Source organism: Saccharothrix hoggarensis (assembly GCF_042678885.1).
GTDB classification, from domain to species: Bacteria; Actinomycetota; Actinomycetes; order Mycobacteriales; family Pseudonocardiaceae; genus Actinosynnema; species Actinosynnema hoggarensis.
This window is the reverse complement of sequence record NZ_JBHTLK010000020.1, coordinates 13,484-34,265: the sequence shown is the minus strand read 5'-3', so window position 1 is coordinate 34,265 and position 20,782 is coordinate 13,484. Positions and strand designations below refer to the sequence as shown.

At 70.4% G+C, this 20,782-nt stretch carries 14 protein-coding genes; 6 read left to right on the top strand and 8 right to left on the bottom strand.

Going from position 1 to position 20,782, the window contains the following annotated elements; genetic code table 11:
• The first annotated feature begins 324 nt into the window (after nucleotides 1-324).
• Nucleotides 325-3,192: an AbfB domain-containing protein gene (locus ACFQ3T_RS06760; protein ID WP_380721214.1), complete on the top strand. Its 2,868-nt coding sequence runs from the start codon at nucleotides 325-327 to the stop codon at nucleotides 3,190-3,192.
• A 127-nt stretch (nucleotides 3,193-3,319) separates the two neighbouring features.
• Here ACFQ3T_RS06760 and ACFQ3T_RS06755 read toward each other — a convergent pair whose 3' ends face one another.
• On the bottom strand, nucleotides 3,320-5,179 hold the full coding sequence (locus ACFQ3T_RS06755) for a discoidin domain-containing protein (RefSeq protein ID WP_380721211.1): 1,860 nt from the start codon (nucleotides 5,177-5,179) through the stop codon (nucleotides 3,320-3,322).
• Between the two features lie 247 nt (nucleotides 5,180-5,426).
• Between ACFQ3T_RS06755 and ACFQ3T_RS06750 the strand changes: the two genes are divergently transcribed.
• Nucleotides 5,427-6,470: a LacI family DNA-binding transcriptional regulator gene (locus ACFQ3T_RS06750; RefSeq protein WP_380721208.1), complete on the top strand. Its 1,044-nt coding sequence runs from the start codon at nucleotides 5,427-5,429 to the stop codon at nucleotides 6,468-6,470.
• A gap of 61 nt (nucleotides 6,471-6,531) precedes the next feature.
• Here ACFQ3T_RS06750 and ACFQ3T_RS06745 read toward each other — a convergent pair whose 3' ends face one another.
• The 4 genes from ACFQ3T_RS06745 to ACFQ3T_RS06730 form a co-directional block, all read right to left on the bottom strand.
• Nucleotides 6,532-8,133: a glycoside hydrolase family 43 protein gene (locus ACFQ3T_RS06745; RefSeq protein ID WP_380721205.1), complete on the bottom strand. Its 1,602-nt coding sequence runs from the start codon at nucleotides 8,131-8,133 to the stop codon at nucleotides 6,532-6,534.
• Nucleotides 8,130-8,972, bottom strand: coding sequence for a carbohydrate ABC transporter permease (locus ACFQ3T_RS06740; RefSeq protein WP_380721202.1), 843 nt, complete (start codon nucleotides 8,970-8,972; stop codon nucleotides 8,130-8,132). Before ACFQ3T_RS06740 ends, ACFQ3T_RS06745 begins: the two co-directional genes overlap by 4 nt.
• Nucleotide 8,973: 1 nt before the next feature.
• Nucleotides 8,974-9,921: a carbohydrate ABC transporter permease gene (locus ACFQ3T_RS06735; RefSeq protein ID WP_380721199.1), complete on the bottom strand. Its 948-nt coding sequence runs from the start codon at nucleotides 9,919-9,921 to the stop codon at nucleotides 8,974-8,976.
• 110 nt (nucleotides 9,922-10,031) lie between these two features.
• Nucleotides 10,032-11,318, bottom strand: a complete 1,287-nt coding sequence (locus ACFQ3T_RS06730) for an ABC transporter substrate-binding protein (RefSeq protein ID WP_380721196.1) — start codon at nucleotides 11,316-11,318, stop codon at nucleotides 10,032-10,034.
• A gap of 165 nt (nucleotides 11,319-11,483) precedes the next feature.
• On the opposite strand from ACFQ3T_RS06730, the gene ACFQ3T_RS06725 reads away from it, so the two are divergent.
• Complete coding sequence (locus ACFQ3T_RS06725) at nucleotides 11,484-12,518, top strand: LacI family DNA-binding transcriptional regulator (protein WP_380721193.1); 1,035 nt, start codon at nucleotides 11,484-11,486, stop codon at nucleotides 12,516-12,518.
• 85 nt (nucleotides 12,519-12,603) lie between these two features.
• Here ACFQ3T_RS06725 and ACFQ3T_RS06720 read toward each other — a convergent pair whose 3' ends face one another.
• Nucleotides 12,604-14,181 carry a sigma-70 family RNA polymerase sigma factor gene (locus ACFQ3T_RS06720; protein ID WP_380721190.1) on the bottom strand — a complete coding sequence of 526 codons (1,578 nt, stop codon included), beginning with the start codon at nucleotides 14,179-14,181 and terminating at the stop codon, nucleotides 12,604-12,606.
• 882 nt (nucleotides 14,182-15,063) lie between these two features.
• On the opposite strand from ACFQ3T_RS06720, the gene ACFQ3T_RS06715 reads away from it, so the two are divergent.
• The 3 genes from ACFQ3T_RS06715 to ACFQ3T_RS06705 are packed head-to-tail and all read left to right on the top strand — an operon-like array spanning nucleotide 15,064 to nucleotide 18,428.
• Nucleotides 15,064-16,812 carry a DUF1800 domain-containing protein gene (locus ACFQ3T_RS06715; protein WP_380721187.1) on the top strand — a complete coding sequence of 583 codons (1,749 nt, stop codon included), beginning with the start codon at nucleotides 15,064-15,066 and terminating at the stop codon, nucleotides 16,810-16,812.
• Between the two features lie 11 nt (nucleotides 16,813-16,823).
• On the top strand, nucleotides 16,824-18,182 hold the full coding sequence (locus tag ACFQ3T_RS06710) for a DUF1501 domain-containing protein (protein ID WP_380721185.1): 1,359 nt from the start codon (nucleotides 16,824-16,826) through the stop codon (nucleotides 18,180-18,182).
• A 48-nt stretch (nucleotides 18,183-18,230) separates the two neighbouring features.
• Nucleotides 18,231-18,428, top strand: a complete 198-nt coding sequence (locus ACFQ3T_RS06705) for a hypothetical protein (protein ID WP_380721182.1) — start codon at nucleotides 18,231-18,233, stop codon at nucleotides 18,426-18,428.
• Nucleotides 18,429-18,542: 114 nt separating this feature from the next.
• Here ACFQ3T_RS06705 and ACFQ3T_RS06700 read toward each other — a convergent pair whose 3' ends face one another.
• Together ACFQ3T_RS06700 and ACFQ3T_RS06695 are read right to left on the bottom strand one after the other, a co-directional pair.
• Nucleotides 18,543-19,889, bottom strand: a complete 1,347-nt coding sequence (locus ACFQ3T_RS06700; protein WP_380721179.1) for an ABC transporter substrate-binding protein — start codon at nucleotides 19,887-19,889, stop codon at nucleotides 18,543-18,545.
• 58 nt (nucleotides 19,890-19,947) lie between these two features.
• Nucleotides 19,948-20,757 (bottom strand): carbohydrate ABC transporter permease, encoded by an 810-nt coding sequence (locus ACFQ3T_RS06695; protein ID WP_380721244.1) that lies wholly within the window; start codon nucleotides 20,755-20,757, stop codon nucleotides 19,948-19,950.
• Nucleotides 20,758-20,782: the final 25 nt, after the last annotated feature.

Here is a 20,782-nt window from a genome sequence, read left to right as displayed (position 1 = left end):
ACCCGAATGGTCCATGTGAACAACGGGCATTCAGGGTAACCCATTCGCGCCCGCGTCGACGTCGCGGCGGCATTCCGACGCGGCACCACGGCGCGTCGAGTCCGGCCGTCTTCGAGCGCTTCGGGGCGGTCGCCTTCGCGAACAACGGTGGCTCCGACCAGGCCGTTCAGCCACACCTTCACTGTCCACACAGGACCGACCCGTACCTGTGCCGACCCGTCGGAGACGGCTCGGCCAGATCACGGCACCGCTGAAAGAGACCGCCGGCCGCTTACCGGCCGCACGGTCGGTCTGTCGTGTCCAGCTCCAGAATCGAGTGCTCCCATGCGGTTTCCCAGTCGATTGCTCTCGGTCGCCTCGGCCTTGGCGGTCACGGCGGCGTTGAGCGTCGCCCCCACCGCGCAAGCCGCTCCCTCCGCCACCCTCGACGTCGACGTCGCCCACACGACGTCGGCGGTGAACGACTACCAGTTCGGGCACATCGTGGAGGACATCAACCACTCCGTCGAAGGCGGCCTGAGCGCGAACGTGGTGCGCAACAGCACCATGAAGGAGAACGGCAACGCGAACCCGCCGTCGCACTGGTCCGCCGTGGGCGGGGGAACCATCAGCGGTGACGACGCGACGCCGTTGAACCCGGCCAATGCCCGTTCCTTGCGCATCGACGTCACGGACGACGACCCCGCGCAGCGGGCAGGAGCCGCGAACTCCGGCTTCTACGGCATCGGTGTCCGCCCGAACACGGCCTACCAGGTGTCCTTCTGGGCACGCGCGTCGGCCGGTCTGACCGGTCCGCTGACGTTGTCGCTGGAGTCGACCGCGGGCGCGGTGCACGCGGAGACCACCGTCACCGGGGTCGCGCCCGAGTGGCGTGAGTTCACCGCCACCCTGAACACCGGGGCGTCGGCCCCGGTCTCCACGGACAACAGGTTCGTCGTCACCACCACCGGGCACAACGCGGGCAAGTCGGTGTGGCTCAACGTGGTGCGGGTGCTCGGGCCGACGTTCGCGCCCACCGGCGGCATCCGCAAGGACCTCCAGCAGAAGCTCGCCGACACCAAGCCCGGCTTCATCCGGGTGCCCGGCGGCAACTACCTCGAAGGCGTCGTGCTGGAGAACCGCTTCAAGTGGAAGGAGACCATCGGCAAGGTCGAGGACCGGCCAGGCCACCAGAACGACGCCTGGGGCTACTGGTCCACCGACCAGTTCGGGCTGCTGAGCTACCTGGAGATGGCCGAGCAGGCCGGTGCCGAACCGATCCTCGGCGTCTTCGCCGGCTACACGCTCAACGGTCAGGCCGTGCCGCAGGACCAGCTCGCGCCGTACGTGCAGGAGGCGCTGGACCAGATCGAGTACGTCATCGGCGACGTCAGCACCCCGTGGGGGGCCAAGCGGGCCGAGGACGGGCACCCCGAACCCTTCCCGCTGAAGTACGTCGAGATCGGCAACGAGGACTGGTTCGACCCGACGCCCAGCTACAACACCTACCGCTACCCGATGTTCTACGACGCCATCAAGGCGCGGTACCCGCACCTGCAGATCATCGCGTCGATGGGGGTCACCTCCCGGCCGATGGACGTGATCGACGACCACTACTACAACGGGAATCCCGACGCCTTCGCCGCGCTGGGCAGCCGCTACGACAGCGCCGACCGCAACGGGCCGAAGGTCCTGGTCGGCGAGTACGGCGTCACGAACGGCAGCGGGTCCAACCCGACCGGCACGCTGTCGGGCGCGCTGGCCGAGGCGGTGTTCCTGGCCGGCACGGTCCGCAACTCGGACGTGGTGCTCGGCTCGGCCTACGCGCCCGCGCTGACCTCCGTCGACAAGTGGCAGTGGTCGTCGAACATGATCGGATTCAACGCGGTGTCGTCCTACGGCTCGCCGTCGTACCACGTGGTGAAGATGTTCGGCGAGGGCACCGGTGACCACGTCGTGCCCAGCACGCTGACCGGGACCAAGCTCGACCAGGTCGCCACGCGCGAGGCCGACGGCACGGTGTACCTCACGGTCGTCAACCGCCACGCGGCCCCCGTGGAGACTCAGGTCAACGTGAAGGGGGCGCGCACCGTCGGCTCCAAGGCCGCGGTGAAGACGCTGACCGGGGACCCGAACGCCCGCAACTCGATCACCGCGCCCGACACCGTGGCGCCGACCGAGTCCCAGGTCAAGGCCGGCCGCAGCTTCGTCCACACGTTCCCGGCCAACTCGATGACCGTGCTGACGCTGACGACCAAGAGCACCGCGTCGCCGCTCCTGGCCACGGACCGCAGCGTTTCGCTGCGCACCACGGCAGGGCCCGACCGGACCCTGACCCCCCGGGACGACCTCGCGGTCACGTCCCCGGTGACGGCCACCTCCGACAGCCCGACCAAGCTCGCCGCGACGTTCATCCTGCGGCGCGGCCTGGCCGACCCGAACTGCTACTCGTTCGAGTCCCGGCAGTCCCCCGGCCACTACCTGCGGGGCAGCCAGGCCAGGGTCCGCCAGGACGCGGGCGACGGCAGCACCGCGTTCGCCCAGGAGGCGACGTTCTGCGCGACCTACGGCAACAGCGGGAGCGAGGTGTCCTTCAGCTGGTACCCGGACCGAAACCGCTTCCTGCGCACCTACGACAACGAGGTCTGGCTGGCGGGCAACGGCGGGCCGCTGCCCTCGGACGACCCGGCGAACTGGGCCGCCGACACCACGTGGAGGATCGCCGACGGGTGGTGGCGCAGCCGCGCGGACGTGTCCCCGGGGCGCGTGTCGCTGAAGGTGGCCGGAACCTCGGACCAGTTCCTGCGGCACAGCTCGAACGCGGGGTTCGTCAGCGCCATCACCGGATCGTCGCCCGAGCTCGACAAGCAGGACGCGACGTTCGACATCGTGCCCGGCCACGCCGACTCGTCCTGCTACTCGTTGCGCTCGCGCAACTTCCCCGACCACTACCTGCGGCACCGGGGATTCCGCGTCGAGCTGGCCGCCAACGACGGCTCGCCGCTGTTCGGGGCCGACTCCACGTTCTGCGCCCAGCCCGGCAACGGGGGCGACGGCGTGTCGTGGCAGTCGATCAACTTCACCGACCGCTACCTCCGCGCCGTCGGCAACGAGGTCTGGATCTCCCACGGCAAGGGCGGACAGCACTACGACGACCCGAGCGGGTGGGGCCGGGACAGCACCTGGACGGTGAGCTCCCCGTGGGCGCCGTAGCACGAACCTGATCCCCGGAGGGGTGAGGTGCGGTCCGTTGCCGCACCTCACCCCTCCACTGCGGCGTGGTCCTCCGGTCCTCACAAGATCTCCTCGCGCTCGTGCACGACTCGGACGCCGCGCCAGGTCACGGGTAGAGGTTCAGCTCGGCGATGGACCACCAGTTGGCAGGCGCGCTGCCGCGTTGGTTGATGCCGAACAGCTGGTAGGACTGGCCGGCCGGGAGCGTGATGGTGGTGACCGGTCCGGTGCCGGAGCCGGAGGCGAGGACGGTCCAGGTCTGGCCGTCGTTCGAGCCGGTGACCTCCCAGATCCGGGGGTAGTCGCCGCTGGAGGCGCCGGCGTCGAGGACGACCTTGCGGACCTGGTGCGGCGCGCCGGTGTTCACGGCGAGGTACTGCATGGCGGAGGGCTGCTGGACGGCGCCGGACGACCAGCGGGTGCCGAGGTCTCCGTCGATGGCCGCGTTCGCGCTGCCGCCGGGCTCGGTGCTCGAGGCCCAGGCGTGCCAGCCGGCCCGGTTCAGCGGGCTGCCTGCCGTGTCGGTGAAGGTCATCGCGTCGAGGTTGACGCCGCTGTCACCCTGCTTCTGCTGGAGCCGCAGGAAGGACCCCGCCGGGATGTCGACGTCCACGGTCACGGTGCCGAACGCGTTCCAGGAGTACGTGGACGCGAACGGGATCTTGATCGGCTGGTCGTTGACGTAGAGGGTGATGGTGCCCGCCGCGGGGGCCGCGTACCGCAACGTCACCGACGTCGCCCTGGGCGCGTTGCGGAGCATCGCGCCGCTGAGGTAGGTGTTGACGTAGGCGAGCACGTTGCCACCCGAGGCGTTGCCGTCGGGCGCGACGCGGGCGCCGCCGGTCGGGACCCAGCTCTCGACCTCGATCGTGCCCGCCGGACGCGCCGGCGGCGCGGGATCGGTCGTGACGCCGCGCCTCGTGTAGCCGAGGGTCTGGAACAGCGTCGGAGAGGACTGCAACCACGTGCCGTTGGCCATCTCGGCCTTCCACCGGTCCGCGATGTAGGGGTTGTCCTGCACCCGCGAGTTGCCCCACACGGAACCGGAGCTGCTCTCCCACATCGGCTGCGCGTCCCAGTCGGTGTTGATGTAGGCGACGGCCTTGATGCTGGGGTTGTCGCGGATGAACCTGAAGAACCCCTCGTACCAGGACGACCACAGCGCGGCGCCGTCCTCGCGGTCGGTGCGACGTCCCTGCGGGGACACCTCCGCGATCATCACCGGCTTGTTGCCGTGCTCGGCGGCGAGGGCGACCATCCCGACGTCCCAGTTGCAGCCCCAGCACGAGAACCCGAACCAGTCGACGTAGTCGTCACCGGGGTACCAGTCCATCAACCGGTCGCCACCAGCGGCGGACGCCCAGACGGTGGCGAAGTTGGTGACGCCGTCCGCCTTCAAGCGGTCCACGATCCGCCGGAACGACGCGATGTAGAGCGCGGGGTCGTAGCCGTTCCACGGCCCGTTGAACTCGTAGCCGATCCGCAGGAAGATGGGGCGGTCCTGCTTGCGCATCCAGTCGCCCATGCGCTTGATGAGCGGGTCGTTGACGCCGTTCACCACGTTCGGCAGCTCGTTGACGAGGTCCAGCGAGAGGTGCAGCGCGGAGTTGTCGAAGGTCGGCGAGTTCATGAGACCCTGGGCGTGGGAGTCACCGGATCCCCAGTTGGACGGCTCCTCCAACCCGTCCAGACCGACGGTGTGCAGGCCCCACGACTCCCGCCCCACCTGGAAGTTGGTGTAGACGGTGACGCCACCGGGCACGATCCCCGTCGTGTCGACGTAGCCGTTCCGGTAGTGGGCGGTTCCACCGATGGCGCCCGCGTCCTGGCCGATGAACGAGATCACCTTGCCGGCGGGCGGCTCGAACTTCGCCGGGGTCGCCGCGTGGCCGGGGACGGCCGTGATCGCGCCACCGACGAGCGTTGCGCCGGCCAAGGCCATGGCCAGACTGCGTCGTCTGCTCACCTCGGATCCTCTCTGCTTGGGTACGGGCCTGTGCACGATATGAACGCCGTTCGCGAGGCCGAAGAGTTTTCGAAACGACGACTTAACCGGTTCGCCGCCTGTAGGTGATCGAGCACAGCGTGTGTGCGATTGACCAGCGCATAGCGGATGACACAGACTTGGGCACCGGCGCGGCCCGCCCCCTCGCACCGTCAGCGGCAGGGCGGCGGTGCGGATGCGGCGGCAGACCGACCACGGGTAAGGCGGAATGTCCAGCAGCAGACCGACGATGGCCGAGATCGCGAAGGAAGCGCAGGTCGCCGTCTCCACGGTCTCGAAGGTGCTCAACGGGCACACCGACGTCTCCGTCAAGACCCGGCAAGCGGTCGAACGCGTGATCGCCCGGCGCGGCTACCAACTGCCCCGCGCGGCCCGCAGCGGCCGCCGCCGGCGCATCGAGCTGGTCGACCTGGTCATCAACGAACTCGACAGCGTGTGGGGCCTGTCCATCCTGAACGCCGTCGAACAGGTGGTCGAGGAAGCCGGCCTGTGGCTCGTCGTCACCGCCCTGCACAACCGGCAGTCGCTCACCCGCCGCTGGGTCGAGTCGCTGCTCGCCCGCGGCTCCCGGGGCGTGATCCTGGTCCTGTCGGAACTCGGTGACCGCGACATCCAGGACCTGCGTCGGCGCAACCTGCCGTTCGTGGTGGTCGACGCGGTGGACCGGCCGCTGCCGGGCGTGCCGTCGATCGGCGTCACGAACCACGCCGGCGGCTACGCCGCGACCGAGCACCTCACCGCGCTGGGCCACCGGCGCATCGCCGTCATCGGCGGGCCCGAGCAGCTCCTGTGCACCCGGGCCCGCGTCGCCGGGTACCGCGCCGCGCTGGAGGCCGCCGGCATCCCGGTCGAGCGGCAGCTGATCCGGTACGGCAACTTCCACCGGGACGGCGGCCTGAGCGCCGCCGAAGCGCTGCTCGCGCTCCCCGACCGCCCGTCCGCGGTGTTCGCGGGCAGCGACCAGCACGCCGTCGGCGTCTACGAGGCGGCCCGGCGGGCCGGCCTGAGCGTCCCCGGCGACCTCAGCGTCGTGGGCTTCGACGACCTCGACTTCGCCGAGTGGACGGCGCCGCCGCTGACCACCGTCCGCCAGCCGCTGCACGAGATGGGCGCCACCGCCGCCCGCATGCTGCTGCGCGCCGTCAACGGCGAGCAGGTCGCGTCATCGCACGTCGAGCTGACCACCGAACTCGTCGTGCGGGAGAGCACCGGTCCGCCACCGCCGACGGCCGGTGGCACCCGGATGAGGTGAACGGGGAGGGCGGGTGGTCGACGTGTCGACCACCCGCCCTCCAGCGGGAACCGGCAGGGCGTCAGCCGGCGTCCAGGACGTCGCAGACCATGCGACGACCGGTGAGGTCGGTGGCGCAGACACCGAGGAACGCGCCGGTGAACCCCTCCACGGCGGTGCCCGTGCCGCCCGCGACGGCGGAGCGGGCGGCGTGCTCGTCGGACAGGGTGCTGGCGTCGAGCGACGGGCCGACGCGCTGCCACGGCCCGTCGAGCCGGGCGGCCGAGAAGCGCAGCTCGGTGCCCTCGACCTCGGCGCGCAGCCGGACAGGTCCAGCGTGCGGCCAGGGCACGACCGCGCCGGCCAGCGGGTCGGTGAGCGTGCCGTGGTCGCACGACAGCACCGTCAGGCAGCGACCGACCCGCTCGTCGTGGGTGAGCTGGAGCCAGTGCCACAGCGCCGAGTCGTAGTAGTGGATCAGGCCCGCCATCTGCTGGAAGTGCGTCGGCTCGGCCTCGATCGTGACGGTGAACGCCGTGGTCGTGGCCTGCTGGCGGCGGGCGAGCAGGCTCACGTCGTGCCGGCTGGCGGGCGACTGGTCGGCGCGCAAGCGCACCGCGCCGGGACGCTCGGTCACCGACAGCCACGACGGGTCGGGCGCGCGGCGCACGGTCTGCCACTCCGGGCCGAGGTCGGTGAGAGGGGCGGTCGCGGCTTCGGTCGGCGGGTAGTCCTCGGGCACGGGCACCGACGTGGCCGGCGTTCCCCCGACCACCCGCGGCCAGCCGTCCACCCAGTCCACGCGCTGGATCGCGGTCTCCCGGCCCAGCATGCAGTGCCCGGCGCCGTCGACCGGGCGGCCGACCAGGTGGGCGAGGAACCAGCGGTCGTCCTCGTCCGCGACCAGGCTGCCGTGTCCCGCCTTCCGCAGCTCCAGCCCGGGCCGTCCGGCGCTGGTCAGCATCGGCCCGGTCGGGTCGGCCGCGTAGGGTCCGGTCAGCGACCGCGACCGGGCGACCGTGACCGCGTGGTTCCAGCTCGTGCCGCCCTCGGCGACGACCAGGTAGAACCAGCCGTCGCGGTGGTACAGGTGCGGCCCCTCCGTCAAGCCGAGGTCCGTGCCGGTGAAGATCAGCTCCGGTTCGCCGACCAGGGTCCGGGTGGCCCGGTCGAACTCCTGGAGCAGGATGCCCGCGAACCGGAGGCGCCCCGGCCGGTGGTCCCACTGCATCGACAACAGCCACGACCTGCCGTCGTGGTGGAACAACGACGGGTCGAAGCCGCGCGAGTGCAGCGGCACCGGGTCGGACCACGGACCGTGCAACGACGACGACTGCACGTGGAAGTTCGGCGTGTCGTAGAAGCCGTCGACGTTGTAGCCCAGCACGTTGGTGTAGACGAGGTGGAAGACACCGTCCACCTGGGACAGGCAGGGCGCCCACACCCCGCCGGAGTCCGGGACGCCGCGCAGGTCCAGCTGCGCGTGCCGGGTCAGCGGGTGCGGCAGGCGCTCCCAGGTGACCAGGTCGGTGCTGCGGTGCAGCGCGACACCGGGGAACCACTGGAAGGTCGACGTCGCCACGACGAACGCGCCGTCCACGCGGATGATCGAGGGGTCGGGGTGGAAGCCGGGCAGCACCGGGTTGTGCGCCACCCGCAGGCCCGTGCGCGGGGTGGTGATCACGCGACCACGCTCCCCTGCGCCAGGCCCTGCCGCCAGTGGCGTTGCAGCAGCAGGAAGCAGACCACCAGCGGCAGCACGGCGAGGAACGCGCCGGTCACCACGAGGTGGAAGATGACCTGGTTGCCGACCTGCGGCTGGGTGTTCCAGTCCTGCAAGCCGAGGGTCAGCGGGAACAGCTCGCGCGAGTTGAGCATGACGAGCGGCAGGAAGAAGTTGTTCCAGATCGCCACGAACTGGAACAGGAACACCGTCACCAGGATCGGCGACATGATCCTCAGCACCACCGTGCGGAACACCCGCCACTCCGACGCGCCGTCCATCCGCGCGGCCTCCAGCACCTCGTCGGGCACCGAGGAGATCGCGTACAGGCGGCACAGGTAGACGCCCATCGGGGAGACCAGGCTGGGCAGCAGCACCGCCCACGGCGTGTTCTGCAACCCCACCTCGGACATGAGGAAGTACAGCGGCAGCGCCAACGCGGTCACCGGGACCAGCACCGCGCCGATGATCACCCACGAGATCAGGCCGGAGCCGCGGAAGGAGTACTTCGCCAGGGCGTAGCCGGCCATCGCGGCCAGCGCGGTCGCACCGAGCGCTCCCCCGCCCGCGTACAGCAGCGTGTTGGCCGTCCACCGCAGGTAGATGCCGTTCTCGTAGGACAAGGTCTGGCGGACGTTGTCCACCAGCGCGAACTTCTCCGGCAGGGCGAACCCGAACGTGGTGAACAGCTCGTCGCGTCCCTTGGTCGCCGAGATCACCAGCCACACCAGCGGCAGCACGAAGTAGGCGGAGGCGACCACGAGCACGACGTGCGCGGGCAGGGTCTTGAGCCTGGTCATGTCAGATCACCCCGCGCCTGCGGCCCAGCCGCAGGAAGTAGAGGCTGAACAGGAACGTCACCAGGGCCAGCGTCACGGCGATCGCGCCCGCGTAGCCGGACTGCCCCTCGGCGAACGCCTTCTGGTAGGCGTAGACGTTCGGCGTGTAGTAGCTGGTGATCGTCGCCGACAGCGGCTTGAGGATGGCGGGCTCGTTGAAGAACTGGAACGCGCCGATCAGGGAGAACAGCAGGCTCAACCCGATGGCGGGCAGCACCATCGGCAGCTTCACCCGCACCGCGATGGCCAGTTCGCCGCACCCGTCCAGCTTGGCGGCCTCGTGCACGCTGGTCGGGATGGCCTGCAACGCGGCCAGCACGATGATCATGTTGTAACCGATCCACTCCCAGGCGGCGATGTTGGTCATCGACAGCAGCACCGCCGTGCCGTTGAGGAAGTCGGGGCCGGCCCAGTCGAACGCGTCGAAGGTGCGCACGATCGGGCTGAACTGCGGCTGGTAGAAGAAGCCCCACAGCAGTGTCGCGATCACCGCCGGGACCGCGTACGGCAGGAACACCAGCAGCCGGAACAGCTTGCGGGCCCGCACGAGCGCCGAGTCCAGCAGCAGTGCCACCACGGTGGCGGTGACCATGATCAGCGGAATGGTCAGCACCGCGTACGCCACGACGCGCAGCAAACCCTCGTGGAACTTCGGGTCGGCGAACACGTCGAGGTAGTTGGTCACCCCGACGAACACCTCGGTCGTCTTGCCGAGCAGCCCGCTGCGGCGCGGTTGGAACAGGCTCTGCCAGACCGCCACTCCGATCGGGACGAGGAAGAACGCGGTGAAGCACAGCGCGAAGGGCAGCAGGAACAACAGCGGCGCGACGCTGCGGCGGCGTCGGCGCCTCGGTGCGGTGGTCGGCGGCCTGGTGGGCCGGTCCGCCCGCGGCGGGGCGAGCGTGGTCACGGAGTTGCCTCTTTCGGGGTAGGCCTCGTTCGGGGTGGGCCTCTCGGGGTGGGGTCCGCCCGGTGCCGCGCGGGAGGCGGCGGCACCGGGCGGAAGCGGTGCGCCTGGAGTCAGCCGCGGACGGTGAAGCCCTGCTTGCCCATGTCCTCGACAGTGCGCCGCTGGAGGGCGGCCAACGCCTCCGGCACGGTCTGCTCGCCGTTGGCGACCTTGCCGAACTCATCGGTGAAGGCGGGGAACGTGCTCGTCATCGTCGGACCCCAGGCGAAGTTCGGGTCGATCTGCTTCGCGGCCTCGCTGAACACCTCGTAGATCTTCTGACCGCCGTAGAACTCCTGCGGCTTGGCGAACGACGGGTCCAGCAGGCCCGACTTGGCCGCCGGGAAGATCGACGACTTGGAGATCAGCGAGTTCAGCGACTGCTGGTCGGTGTTGAGCCACTCCACGAACTTCGCGGCCCGGTCGACGTGCTTACTGCTGCTGGTCACCGAGATCGCCGAACCACCCCAGTTGCCGACCTGCGGCTTGGCGGGGTCCCACTGCGGCATCGGCGCGACGGCCCACTTGCCGGCGCTCGCGGCCATGCTGCCCTTCAGGTACGAGCCCGCCCACACGGGCGCCACCCAGGAGGCGACGGTGCCGCTGGTCAGGTCGGACACCCAGCCGGTGCTGAAGTCCGGCTCGGCCTTGACCAGGTCACGGCTGATCAGGTCCTGCCACAGGTCGGCGACGCGCTGCGACTGCGGCGGGTTCATCGACACCGTCCACTGGTCGCCCTCGGTGCCGAACCAGCGCGCGCCCGCCTGCCAGGCCAGGCCGGCCCACTGGCCCGCCTCGTTGGTGGCGAAGGTGGCCAGGTACTTCGACGGATCGGCGGAGTGCAGCTTCTCGGCCTGCTCGGCGTACTCGTCCCAGGTCTTCGGCACGGTGAGGCGGTGCTCGGAGAAGACATCGGTGCGGTAGAACAACGCCATCGGCGCGATGTCCTGGGGGACGCCGTAGACCTTGCCCTGCTGGTTGACCTGGTTCCAGACCCAGTCGGGGAACCGCTCCCCGAGGTCGCGCCCCACCTTGCCGGTGAGGTCCGCCAGGCAGTCGCAGGCGATCATGGACGGCACGAACTGGTACTCGACCAGGGCGATGTCCGGGGCGTTCCCGGCCTTCACCGCGGCCTGGAGCTTGGCGTAGTAGTCCTGGGCGGGAACCTTCTCCGCCTTGACCTTCGTGTCGGGGTTCTTGCTGTTCCAGATCTCGACCTCGGCGCTGTTGTCCAGGAAGGTCCAGAACGTCAGCTCCACCGGGCCGCTGCTCTCCTCGGCGGCGGTGCCGCAGGCGGTGGTGAAGGCGAGCAGTGCCGTCGCGGCGGCGACGGCGAGGCGGTGTCTGCGTTGACCCATGATCGGTTCCTCCGGCGTTGCTAGGTGCGGCGTCACGCTAGGAACGCGGTTTCGCAAAGAACAAGGTTTCGCCTCCGAAACATCACTACTTTTCGAAACCTCTTCGAAAACTCGCAGGTCAGAAGTACGAAACCCACCGCTTGACCGGAACGTTAGATTGGCGGGGTGACGAGGGAAACGGGCGCGAAGCCCACGTTGGCGCACATCGCGGAGCTGGCCGGGGTGTCGGTGCCGACGGTCTCGAAGGTCCTCAACGGGCACCGCGACGTGTCCGCGAGCACCCGTGAGCACGTCGAGCGGATCGTGCTGGAAGAGGGCTACCAGCGACCGCCGAAGGCCACGCCCAAGCCCCGCCGCACCCGCGCCGCGCTGCTCGACCTGGTGATCAACGAGCTGGACAGCTCATGGGCCACGGAGATCCTCAGCGGCACGGAGGAGGTCGCCCGCGAGCACGGGATGCACCTGGTGCTCACCGCCGTGCACACCGCGCCGACGCCGGACAAGGGTTGGCTGGAGTCGCTGACCACCCGCGGGACGCGCGGCGTGATCCTGGTGCTGTCGGACCTCAACGCCCGGCAGCGCACGGAGCTGAACCGGCTCAACGTCCCGTTCGTCATCGTCGACGCCGTGGGTCGCCAGGACCCGACGGCGCACTCGGTCGGCGCGACCAACTGGCATGGCGGCTACGCGGCTGTCCAGCACCTGGTCTCGCTGGGCCACCAGCGCATCGGGGTGATCGGCGGCCCGAAGCAGATGATGTGCACCAAGGCCCGCGTCGCCGGGTACCGCGACGCCCTGGACGTCGCCGGACTCCCCTACGACCCGCGCCTGGTGCGCTACGGCGACTTCCGCCACGAGCAGGGTTACCTGCACACCAAGGCGTTGCTGGAGCTGCCCACCCCGCCGACCGGCATCTTCGCGGGCAGCGACCTGCAGGCCCTCGGCGCGTACCAGGCGCTGCACGAGCGCAGGCTCCGCGTACCCGACGACGTCAGCGTGGTCGGGTTCGACGACCTGCCCTTCGCACCGTGGACCGCGCCCCCGCTGACCACCGTGCGCCAGCCGCTGCGCGACATGGGCGCCCTCGCGACCCGCATGCTGATCTCGCTGATCAAGGGCGAGAAGCTGGCCGCGCACCGCGCCGAGCTGGCCACCAACCTCGTCGTGCGCGGCAGCACCGCCCCGGCACGGAGGAGCTGATCGGCCTGCTCGGCCCGGCCGGGCGAACGTCATCCGGACGTGTGGTGTGCAGCCCCGGAGCCGGCCTCCTCATCGGCACGTCAGGTCACCCGAGGGGATCGACGACGAAGAACGAGGATTCTCCGGTTGCTTCGCCGTGATCGATCCACACCTCAGCGTCGGGCCTGCCGCGCAGGAGGTGGCCGGGGAAGTTGATCGGTTCGAGCGCCACCGCCTGCTCCCCGTGCCCGGGATGGGCGCAGAAGGTCGAGTCCTCCGCGAATTGGGTGGTGCCGTCGTCAGGCCCGATCTCCACGCGCATCACGTAGTGCCGGAGGTAGTCGCCGTCCGGGGCGCGGAACGAGTAGCACGCGGGGTCCGCCAGCCCGCTGACGACGGTGAAGGTGGCCTCCTGCCTGGCCGTGGCGTCGCTGTCGGCCGAGATCTCCCCCATCGCGGCGTACTTGTTCCACGGATTCCGGTGCAGGTACCGCTCGCCGCTCGCCGCACGCAGCGAGAAGCGGCCGAGCGCCAGGGCTTTGCCGGATGTCCGGACCTGCGCGGGCTGGGCGTCGGTCGGTCGGCCCTGCGACGACACCGGGCTCGTCGTCGGCGGGAGGTCGGCCGGCGTCACGGTCGTCCGTCCGACTGTGGTGGACTCCGGCGCTGCCCGAGTCCCGGCGTCCGACCCCGGCGGTGTGTGGACGGTCGACAGCGCGACCTGGCGCTCCTCCGACTCCGTCGGCTGCGTGTAGTGGTGCACCACGATGGCAGCGACCGTCGTCACCGCCGCCGCTGCCGCCGCCGCCAGCGCTTTCAGGGACACCCCGCCTGCTGTAGCGGCGGCGGAGGTCGTGGCCGCCGCCGCTCCGGTGGCCGCGGTCGAGGCCAGTTGGTGCAGGACGAGTCCGGCCAGGCCGATCGGCAACGGGACGAGCGCGAGGTTGCCCACCAGGCCTTCCAGCGGCATCAAGTCGGACGTGCACTGCCCGCACGACCGGACGTGGCGTCCCAGCCGCTTGCGCCACCGGGCCGACGGCGTGCCGTCCCAGCTCCGGGCCTCTTCCGCCAACTCCCTGCAACGGGGTACGGCGGCCAGTGCCCTGGCCACGGCCCGCGCGGTGTCCAGGCGCTGCTTCACCCGCTGGATGCGGACCGCGACGTGCTGGGCGGGTTCGTCACAGGCCGCCACCACGTCCGCGCGGGTCAGCTCGCCCGCGACCTCCAGCCACCACAGCGCGAGCACCTCGCGTTCTTCGTCGTCCAGCCAGCGGGTGGCCCGGACCGCCTCCTCCCGCTGCCCCGACAGCTCCAGGCGCAGGATCGTGAGGTCGGCGAAGTCCAGGCGCCGGTCGGCCAGGTTGTCGACGTCCTCGGGCAGGCCCACCTTCTCCCGTCGCTGGTCGTGGTGCCACCACGAGCGCACCTGGCGGATGGCGATCGCGACCAACCAGGAACGCAGGCGCTCCGGGTCGCGGAGTCGGGGAAGGCCGTCCAGGGCGCGCAGCACCGTCTCCTGCACGACGTCGTCCACGTCACCCCGCCCGTTCATCGCCCGGCCGACGACGTTGTAGAGCAGGGGTAGACAACCGGTGACGAACCGCTCGACCGCCCGCGGGTCACCGGCCTGTGCCGACCGGATCACCTCCGATCCCGGCAGGTCCACGACCGCCCTCACACGCACTGGTCGCCTCCGTCATCGTCACCGCGGGTGTGCCCGCATCACGGCGAAGGCTACCGCCACCGCAGAGCCAAGCGCTCAGGTGTCCGGAAATCTCCCGCTCTCCCAACGCTTGCGGTTCCGACCCCACTCCCAAGTGGAGGGTCAGCGCGTCCGACCGGTGCCGGTGCCACTCACCGGACAGCGGGCAGCCCATAACACTTCGCCACTGCGGTCCACGTCACACCGAGCGGAGCCGGCGTTCTGTTATCCGAGTGCCCACGGGGTGGTCTCCACCGATGAGGTCTCGCGCACCGCGCTTCCCGCCGCTGTGGGTGCGCATGGCCCGCCCCACCGTCGATGGACCGCTGGAGAACGCCGCTGATGACGTACCAAAACCCGCCCGAACCGTGGGAAGCCGACCCGTCCGCGACGGATGGCCACCACGCCGGCGCACCGGCCCCGGGCCAACACCCCGCGGCGGGACGTCCCACTGGGCCACGGCCGCCCGTGCGGCAGGCGCCGCAGTCCGACCCGCGTGCTCGGCGGCCGGATCCGCGTTTCCCGGTGGTCGACCCACGCGGCCCTCGATCTCATCCTCATCAGCGGCCGACGGATCCACACCCACCGCGACAGGACCAGCCGCGGGCCGACGCACACGGCGGCCGACCCGATCCGCGCGTCCGGCAGCCCGACGCGCGCCCGCGACCCGACGCGCGGCCACAGCGACCCGACGCGCGGCCACAGCGACCCGACGCGCGGCCATCGCGATCCGATCCGGATGGCAGGCGGTCCGAGGCCCGCACGCCGGACGCCGACGCACCCCTGCGGACTGGTGCGCCCGCACCCGAGCGCCGCGTCCAGAGCGCGAAATCCGCCCGGCCTGAGAAGTCGAACCGCCGCTGGATGATGGCGGGCATCGGCGGACTGCTCGCCGCGGGCGGCCTGTCCTGGTTCGGCAAGGGCCTGCTCGAGGACGAACCGGCCACCACCGAGAACACCGCGCAGCCGGTCTCCGACGCGGTCGAGCGACGGAGCGCCCCCAGCGCCGCTCAGCCGACCGCACCCGGTGCCGCACCGCTCCCCTCGCGTCCGGTGGACGACGCGCCGAAGGTCGCCGGGAGTTTCGCCGACCGCGACACCAGCTACAGCCGGGCGGTCGCTCCGGAGGAGGCGTACACGGGACCGGCGGGCCTCGCGGCGTCCCCGAAGGTGGCCGCCGAAGAGGTCGCGCAGGCCGAGAACGTCGTGAAGACCCCGTTGACCGGGGAGTCGAAGCTACATCTGCTGCGACGACTGACGTTCGGGCCCACCCCGGCTGACGTGGCGGAGGTGGAGAAGCTCGGCATCGACGACTGGATCGAGCGGCAGCTCCGCCCCGAGGAGCTGGACGACCCGATCGCCGACCGGGTGCTGGAAAAATTCCCGCTGGTGTCGATGACCACGGCGGAGCTGCTCGCCACCATCGAGCGGTTCTCGTGGAGCGCGATGGTGGAGGTGCGCGACGCGACGCTGGCCCGCCAGTTGTGGAGCAAGCGGCAGCTCCTCGAGGTGATGGTCGAGTTCTGGCACAACCACCTGCACGTCCCGATCCCCGGCGACTCCTGGGACACCGCGGTGTTCCACGACCGGGAAGTCATCCGCAAGCACGCCCTCGGCAAGTTCGCCGACCTGCTGCGCGCCAGTGCCCGCAGCCCTTCGATGTTGTGGTACCTGAGCAACGCCCTGTCCAACCGCGAGTCGGTCAACGAGAACTACGGCCGCGAGGTGCTCGAACTGCACACGGTCGGCATCGACGGCGGGTACAACGAGGAGGACGTGCGCAACAGCGCCTACATCCTCAGCGGCCGGACCGCCACCTGGGAAGGCGAGTTCCACTACGACCCGGCCAAGCACTGGGTCGGCGAGGTGCACGCGCTCGGCTTCTCCGACGCCAACGCCTCACCCGACGAGGGCCTGGCGGTCGGCGACCGGTACCTCGACCACCTGGCACGCCTGCCGGCCACCGCCCGGCGCATCGCGGGCAAGCTCGCCGTGCGGTTCGTGTCGGACAACCCGCCGCAGTCCCTGGTGGACCGGCTCGCCCAGGCGTACCTGGACAACGACACCGCCATCGTCCCGGTGCTGCGCGTGCTGTTCCGGTCCCTGGAGTTCTGGGCGGCCCCCGGGCAGAAGCTCCGTCGACCGGGGGAGAACTACACGGCGACGGCCCGCGTCCTCGACGTGCTGCCCGGTGATGCCACGGGCAAGGGCCTGGAGTCGTTCTCCGTCTGGGACATGGGACCGCTGGGGCAGGCGCCGCTCGGCTGGACTTCCCCGGACGGCTACCCGGACGTGGCCGGCGCGTGGCGGTCGACGCACATCACGCTCGGCCAGTGGAACGCGCACCGCGTCCTGGTGCACGGCCATCGTCCGGGACTCACCTTCCGCAAACCGGAATCCCTGGTCGAGGACCCGCCCGCGACGACCGGCGAATACCTCGACGCGCTCGCCCGTCGACTGCTGTTCCAGCCACTCCGCGCGAGCGAGCGGCAGGCGTTGCTGGACTACCTCGAAGCGAAGGACGACGCCCCGGTGGGTGAGCCACCGCTCGGCGGCCACATCGCCGAGGTGGCCGCCCTGATGCTCGACTCGATCAACCACTCGCTGCGGTAGGAGAACGACCCGTGGAACAGAACCCTCCCCAGACGCCCGCGGTGCCCGAGCGCACGATCGACGAGATGCGCCGGCACGGGCCGACGGTGCTGGACGGCGCGGTCCGCCTCCACTCCGAAGCCGTCGGCGCCGAGCTCGACGGTCAGCGCGACCTGTGGCGGCGCGGCTTCACCCGCCGGCGGCTGCTGGCGGGCGCCGGCGCCGTCGCGGTGGCCGGGCTCGGTAGCCAGCTCGTGACGTCCAAGGTGTCCTTCGCCGCCCAGAACACCACTGACAAGACGCTGATCATGGTGTTCCTGCGCGGCGGTGTGGACGGGCTGTCCGTCGTCGTGCCGCGCGGCGACCGCAACTACCTGGACGCCCGCCGTGACGTCGCGGTCGGACCGGGTGCCCTCCTCGCCGGAGACGACCGCTTCGGCCTGCACCCGGCTCTCGCCCCGCTCGTCCCGCTGTGGAACGCCGGCACGATGGCCGCCGTCCACGCGGTGTCCGGCGACAACATCAGCCGGAGCCACTTCCAGGCGACGGACTGCATCGAACGCGGCGCCGCCAGCCCGTCGGTGAGGACCGGCTGGTTGGAACGGGTCCTCGGCGAACTCGGTCCGGGCACCACCTTCCGCGCTGTCGCCGAGGGTGGAACCGTGCCGCGGTCCATGATCGGGAGCGAGGCCAAGGTCGTCATGCACAGCCTGAAGGACCTCCACCTCGCGACCTGGGAAGGCGTCCGGGAACGGTCGTTGACCGCGTTGAAGGGCCTGTACACCGGTCTGGACCACCCCGAGGCGGTGCAGACGACCGAAACCCTCGCCATGCTCGCCGCCGCACGTGAGCTCGACGGCGCGGCGGAAGCCTCGGCCGCCACGTGGCCCGAGGGTGAGTTCGCCGCGCAGATGAGGAACCTCGCCACGCTCATCAAGGCCAAGGCAGGCCTGCGGGTGGCCTCGGTCGACGTCGGCGGGTGGGACATGCACACCAACATCGGCACCCCCGACAAGGGCGACATGCACAGCCACCTCACGTACCTGTCCACCGCCCTCGCCGCGTTCGCCGCCGAGCTGGGCCCAGCCTTCGCCGACGTCAACGTCGTGCTGATGAGCGAGTTCGGCCGTCGCGTCGAGGTCAACGGCAGTTCCGGCTTCGACCACGGCCGCGGTGGTCTGATGATGCTGCTGGGCGGTGGCCTGCGCGGCGGACGCGTGCACGGGGCCTGGCCGGGCCTGGCCGCCGACGCGCTGGACGAGGGCGACCTGGCCGGTGCCAACGACTACCGCGACGTCCTCGGCGAGTTGCTGACCAAGCGGCTCGGACTCGGCTCGACCAACACCATCTTCCCCGACCACGCCCAGCAGAACCTGGGCGTCTTCACCTGAGCCACCAGTGGTGCGATCCGGAGGAACACGGCCGGCAGGGCCGCAGTCGTGCTGTCGACCCTGCCCGCCCTGTGCCTGTTCCTGGTGAGAGGCAGCGACGTCGTCGATTTCGCTCGGCACTTCGGTGAAAGCCGGTCGGCCGGAGCGAGCGCCTCGTCTGGATGCGAGAAGCCGGCCGCGCACCGCGCCGAGCTGGCCACCAACCTCGTCGTGCGCGGCAGCACCGCCCCGGCACCGAGGAGTTGATCGGCCTGGAGCAGGCCGGTACCCCTCGCACAGCTGTGCGAGGGGTACCGGAGACTTCCTCGTGACGACGGCGGCGGGGCATCCGGCGATGAGAGCGCCGGGTCGGCCGCCCGCTCATCCGGCGTTGACGGTGAACCCCTGCTGGTTGCCGTAGTCGACGAGCGCCTTCTGCCAGTCGGCCAGACCGGGGTCGATCGCGGTGCCGCCTGCGTAGGACTTGCCGACGGTGTCGCCGAAGATCGTGTTCGCGTAGATCTGGTAGGGCAGGTAGGACCAGCCGGTCGAGACCTGTTCGGCGGCCGCGGTGAGGATCTGGTTGGCCTTCTGCCCGCCGAAGTAGGGCGTCTCCTCGTCCTTGAAAGCCGGGGACTCGAGGTCGGCCTTGGTGGCGGGGAAGCCGCCGCTGTCCACGAACGGCTTGACGCCGTTGCCGTTGTTGAGCCAGCGCACGAAGGCCGCCGCGAGCGCGGGCTTGGAGCTCTGCTTGAGGACCGACTGCGTGCTGCCGCCGTTCTCCCCGGTGACCGGTGCTCCGCCGTCGTAGGTGGGCACCGGGGCGACGGCCCACTTGCCCGCGCCGTCCTTGACCGACGACTCCAGCACGCCCGGCATCCACGCGCCGCTCACCAGGCTGGCGATCGTGCCGTCACCCAGCGCCTTGTACCAGGCGTCGGACCAGCTGGGGATGGGCGCCAGCAGCTTCTGCTCCACGAGCTGGTTCCAGACCGAGGTCCACTTCTTGGTGCCCTCGTCCTGGAGGTTGATGGTCACCGACTTGCCGTCGGTCTTGAAGGGCCGACCGCCTGCCTGCCAGATCATGCTGTTGGCGAAGCCCGCTTCACCGGTGTCGTTGGTGATGTACTTGGTCGGGTCGGCGGCGTGCAGCTTCTTGCCCGCCTCGACGTACTCCGCCCAGGTCGTGGGCGCCGCGATGCCGTGCTGGTCGAACAGCTGCTTGTTGTAGAACAGGGCCATCGGGCCGGAGTCCTGGGGCAGGCCGAACAGCCCGCCGCCGACCTTCACCGAGTTCCACGTGGACGGGGTGTAGTCGTCCTCGAAGGCGTTGAAGCCGTACTGGCCGAGGTCGACCAGCGAACCGGTGAGCGCGAACTGCGGCAGTGCCTGGTACTCGACCTGGGCGACGTCGGGTGCGCCGGAGCCGGCCTTGATGGCGTTCTGGAGCTTGGTGTAGTGGTCGTTGCCGGTGCCGGCGTTGACGTAGTTGACCTTGACGTTGGGGAACTCCTTCTGGAACGCCTCGACCTGCGCCTTGGCGGACGGGGTCCAGCTCCAGTAGGTGATCTCGCCGCCTTCGCGCAGGGCCGCGTCGACCGCTTCCTGCGTACCGGTGGCGCCGCCCTGCGCAGTGCCGTTGCCACCGGAGGAGCACCCTGCGAGTGCTGTGGCCAACGCGAACGTCAGAGCGGCGGCCGCCTTCCAGCGGCGCTTGGTGAGTGACATGGGAAAGGACCTTTCGCGGCGGTGATGAGGGGTGTTGGTCGTGGAGGACGAACCGGTGTCACTGCTTGACGCTGCCCGCGGTCAGGCCTGACTGCCAGAAGCGCTGGAGCAGCAGGAACGCGATGACGAGCGGGACGATGGTGATGACCGAGCCGGTGATGACCAGGTGGTAGATCGGCTGTGCGCCGACCCCGGCGGCTTGGGCGCTCCACTGGTTCAGGCCCACGGTCAGCGGGTACCAGTCGGGTTCGCTGAGCATGATCAGCGGCAGGAAGTAGTTGTTCCAGGTCGACACCACGGCGAACAGCGCGACGGTGACCACGCCGGGCAGCAGCAGGCGCAGGGTGACGGTGAGGAAGATGCGGACCTCGCCCGCGCCGTCGATGCGGGCGGCCTCCAGCAGCTCGTCGGGGACGGCCTCGACGGTGTAGGTCCACACCAGGTACAGGCCGAACGGGCTGACCAGCGACGGGATGATGATCGCCCACGGGGTGTTGGTCAGCCCGAGGTTGCTGAACATCAGGAACGTCGGCACCGCCAGCGCCGTGCCGGGGATCGCGATCGCGCCCAGCAGCACGGCGAACACGGCGCGGCGGCCGCGGAAGCGGTACTTGGCCAGGCCGTAGCCCGCGGCGGTGGCCAGCACCGTCGCGCCGCCCGCGCCCACCACGACGTACAGCAGGGTGTTGCCCAGCCACCGCAGGAAGATCCCGCCGTCGTGGGTGAACGTCCCGGTGATGTTGTCCAGCAGCGCGAAGCTGCCGCCCGGCTCGAAACCGGACGTGGTCAGCAGGTCTTGCTGGGTCTTGGTGGCGCTGATCAGCAGCCACGCCAGCGGCACCAGCGTGTACAGCAGGTACACCGCCATCGCCGCGGTCAGCACCCTGGACTTG

Bases quoted from the DNA above. Each gene is read 5' to 3' on its own strand.
- ACFQ3T_RS06760 (WP_380721214.1), top strand. From the start codon at position 325: ATGCGGTTTCCCAGTCGATTGCTCTCGGTCGCCTCGGCCTTGGCGGTC.
- ACFQ3T_RS06750 (WP_380721208.1), top strand. From the start codon at position 5,427: ATGTCCAGCAGCAGACCGACGATGGCCGAGATCGCGAAGGAAGCGCAG.
- ACFQ3T_RS06740 (WP_380721202.1), bottom strand. From the start codon at position 8,972: ATGACCAGGCTCAAGACCCTGCCCGCGCACGTCGTGCTCGTGGTCGCC.
- ACFQ3T_RS06730 (WP_380721196.1), bottom strand. From the start codon at position 11,318: ATGGGTCAACGCAGACACCGCCTCGCCGTCGCCGCCGCGACGGCACTG.
- ACFQ3T_RS06715 (WP_380721187.1), top strand. From the start codon at position 15,064: ATGATGGCGGGCATCGGCGGACTGCTCGCCGCGGGCGGCCTGTCCTGG.
- ACFQ3T_RS06700 (WP_380721179.1), bottom strand. From the start codon at position 19,889: ATGTCACTCACCAAGCGCCGCTGGAAGGCGGCCGCCGCTCTGACGTTC.
- ACFQ3T_RS06695 (WP_380721244.1), bottom strand. From the start codon at position 20,757: ATGGCGGTGTACCTGCTGTACACGCTGGTGCCGCTGGCGTGGCTGCTG.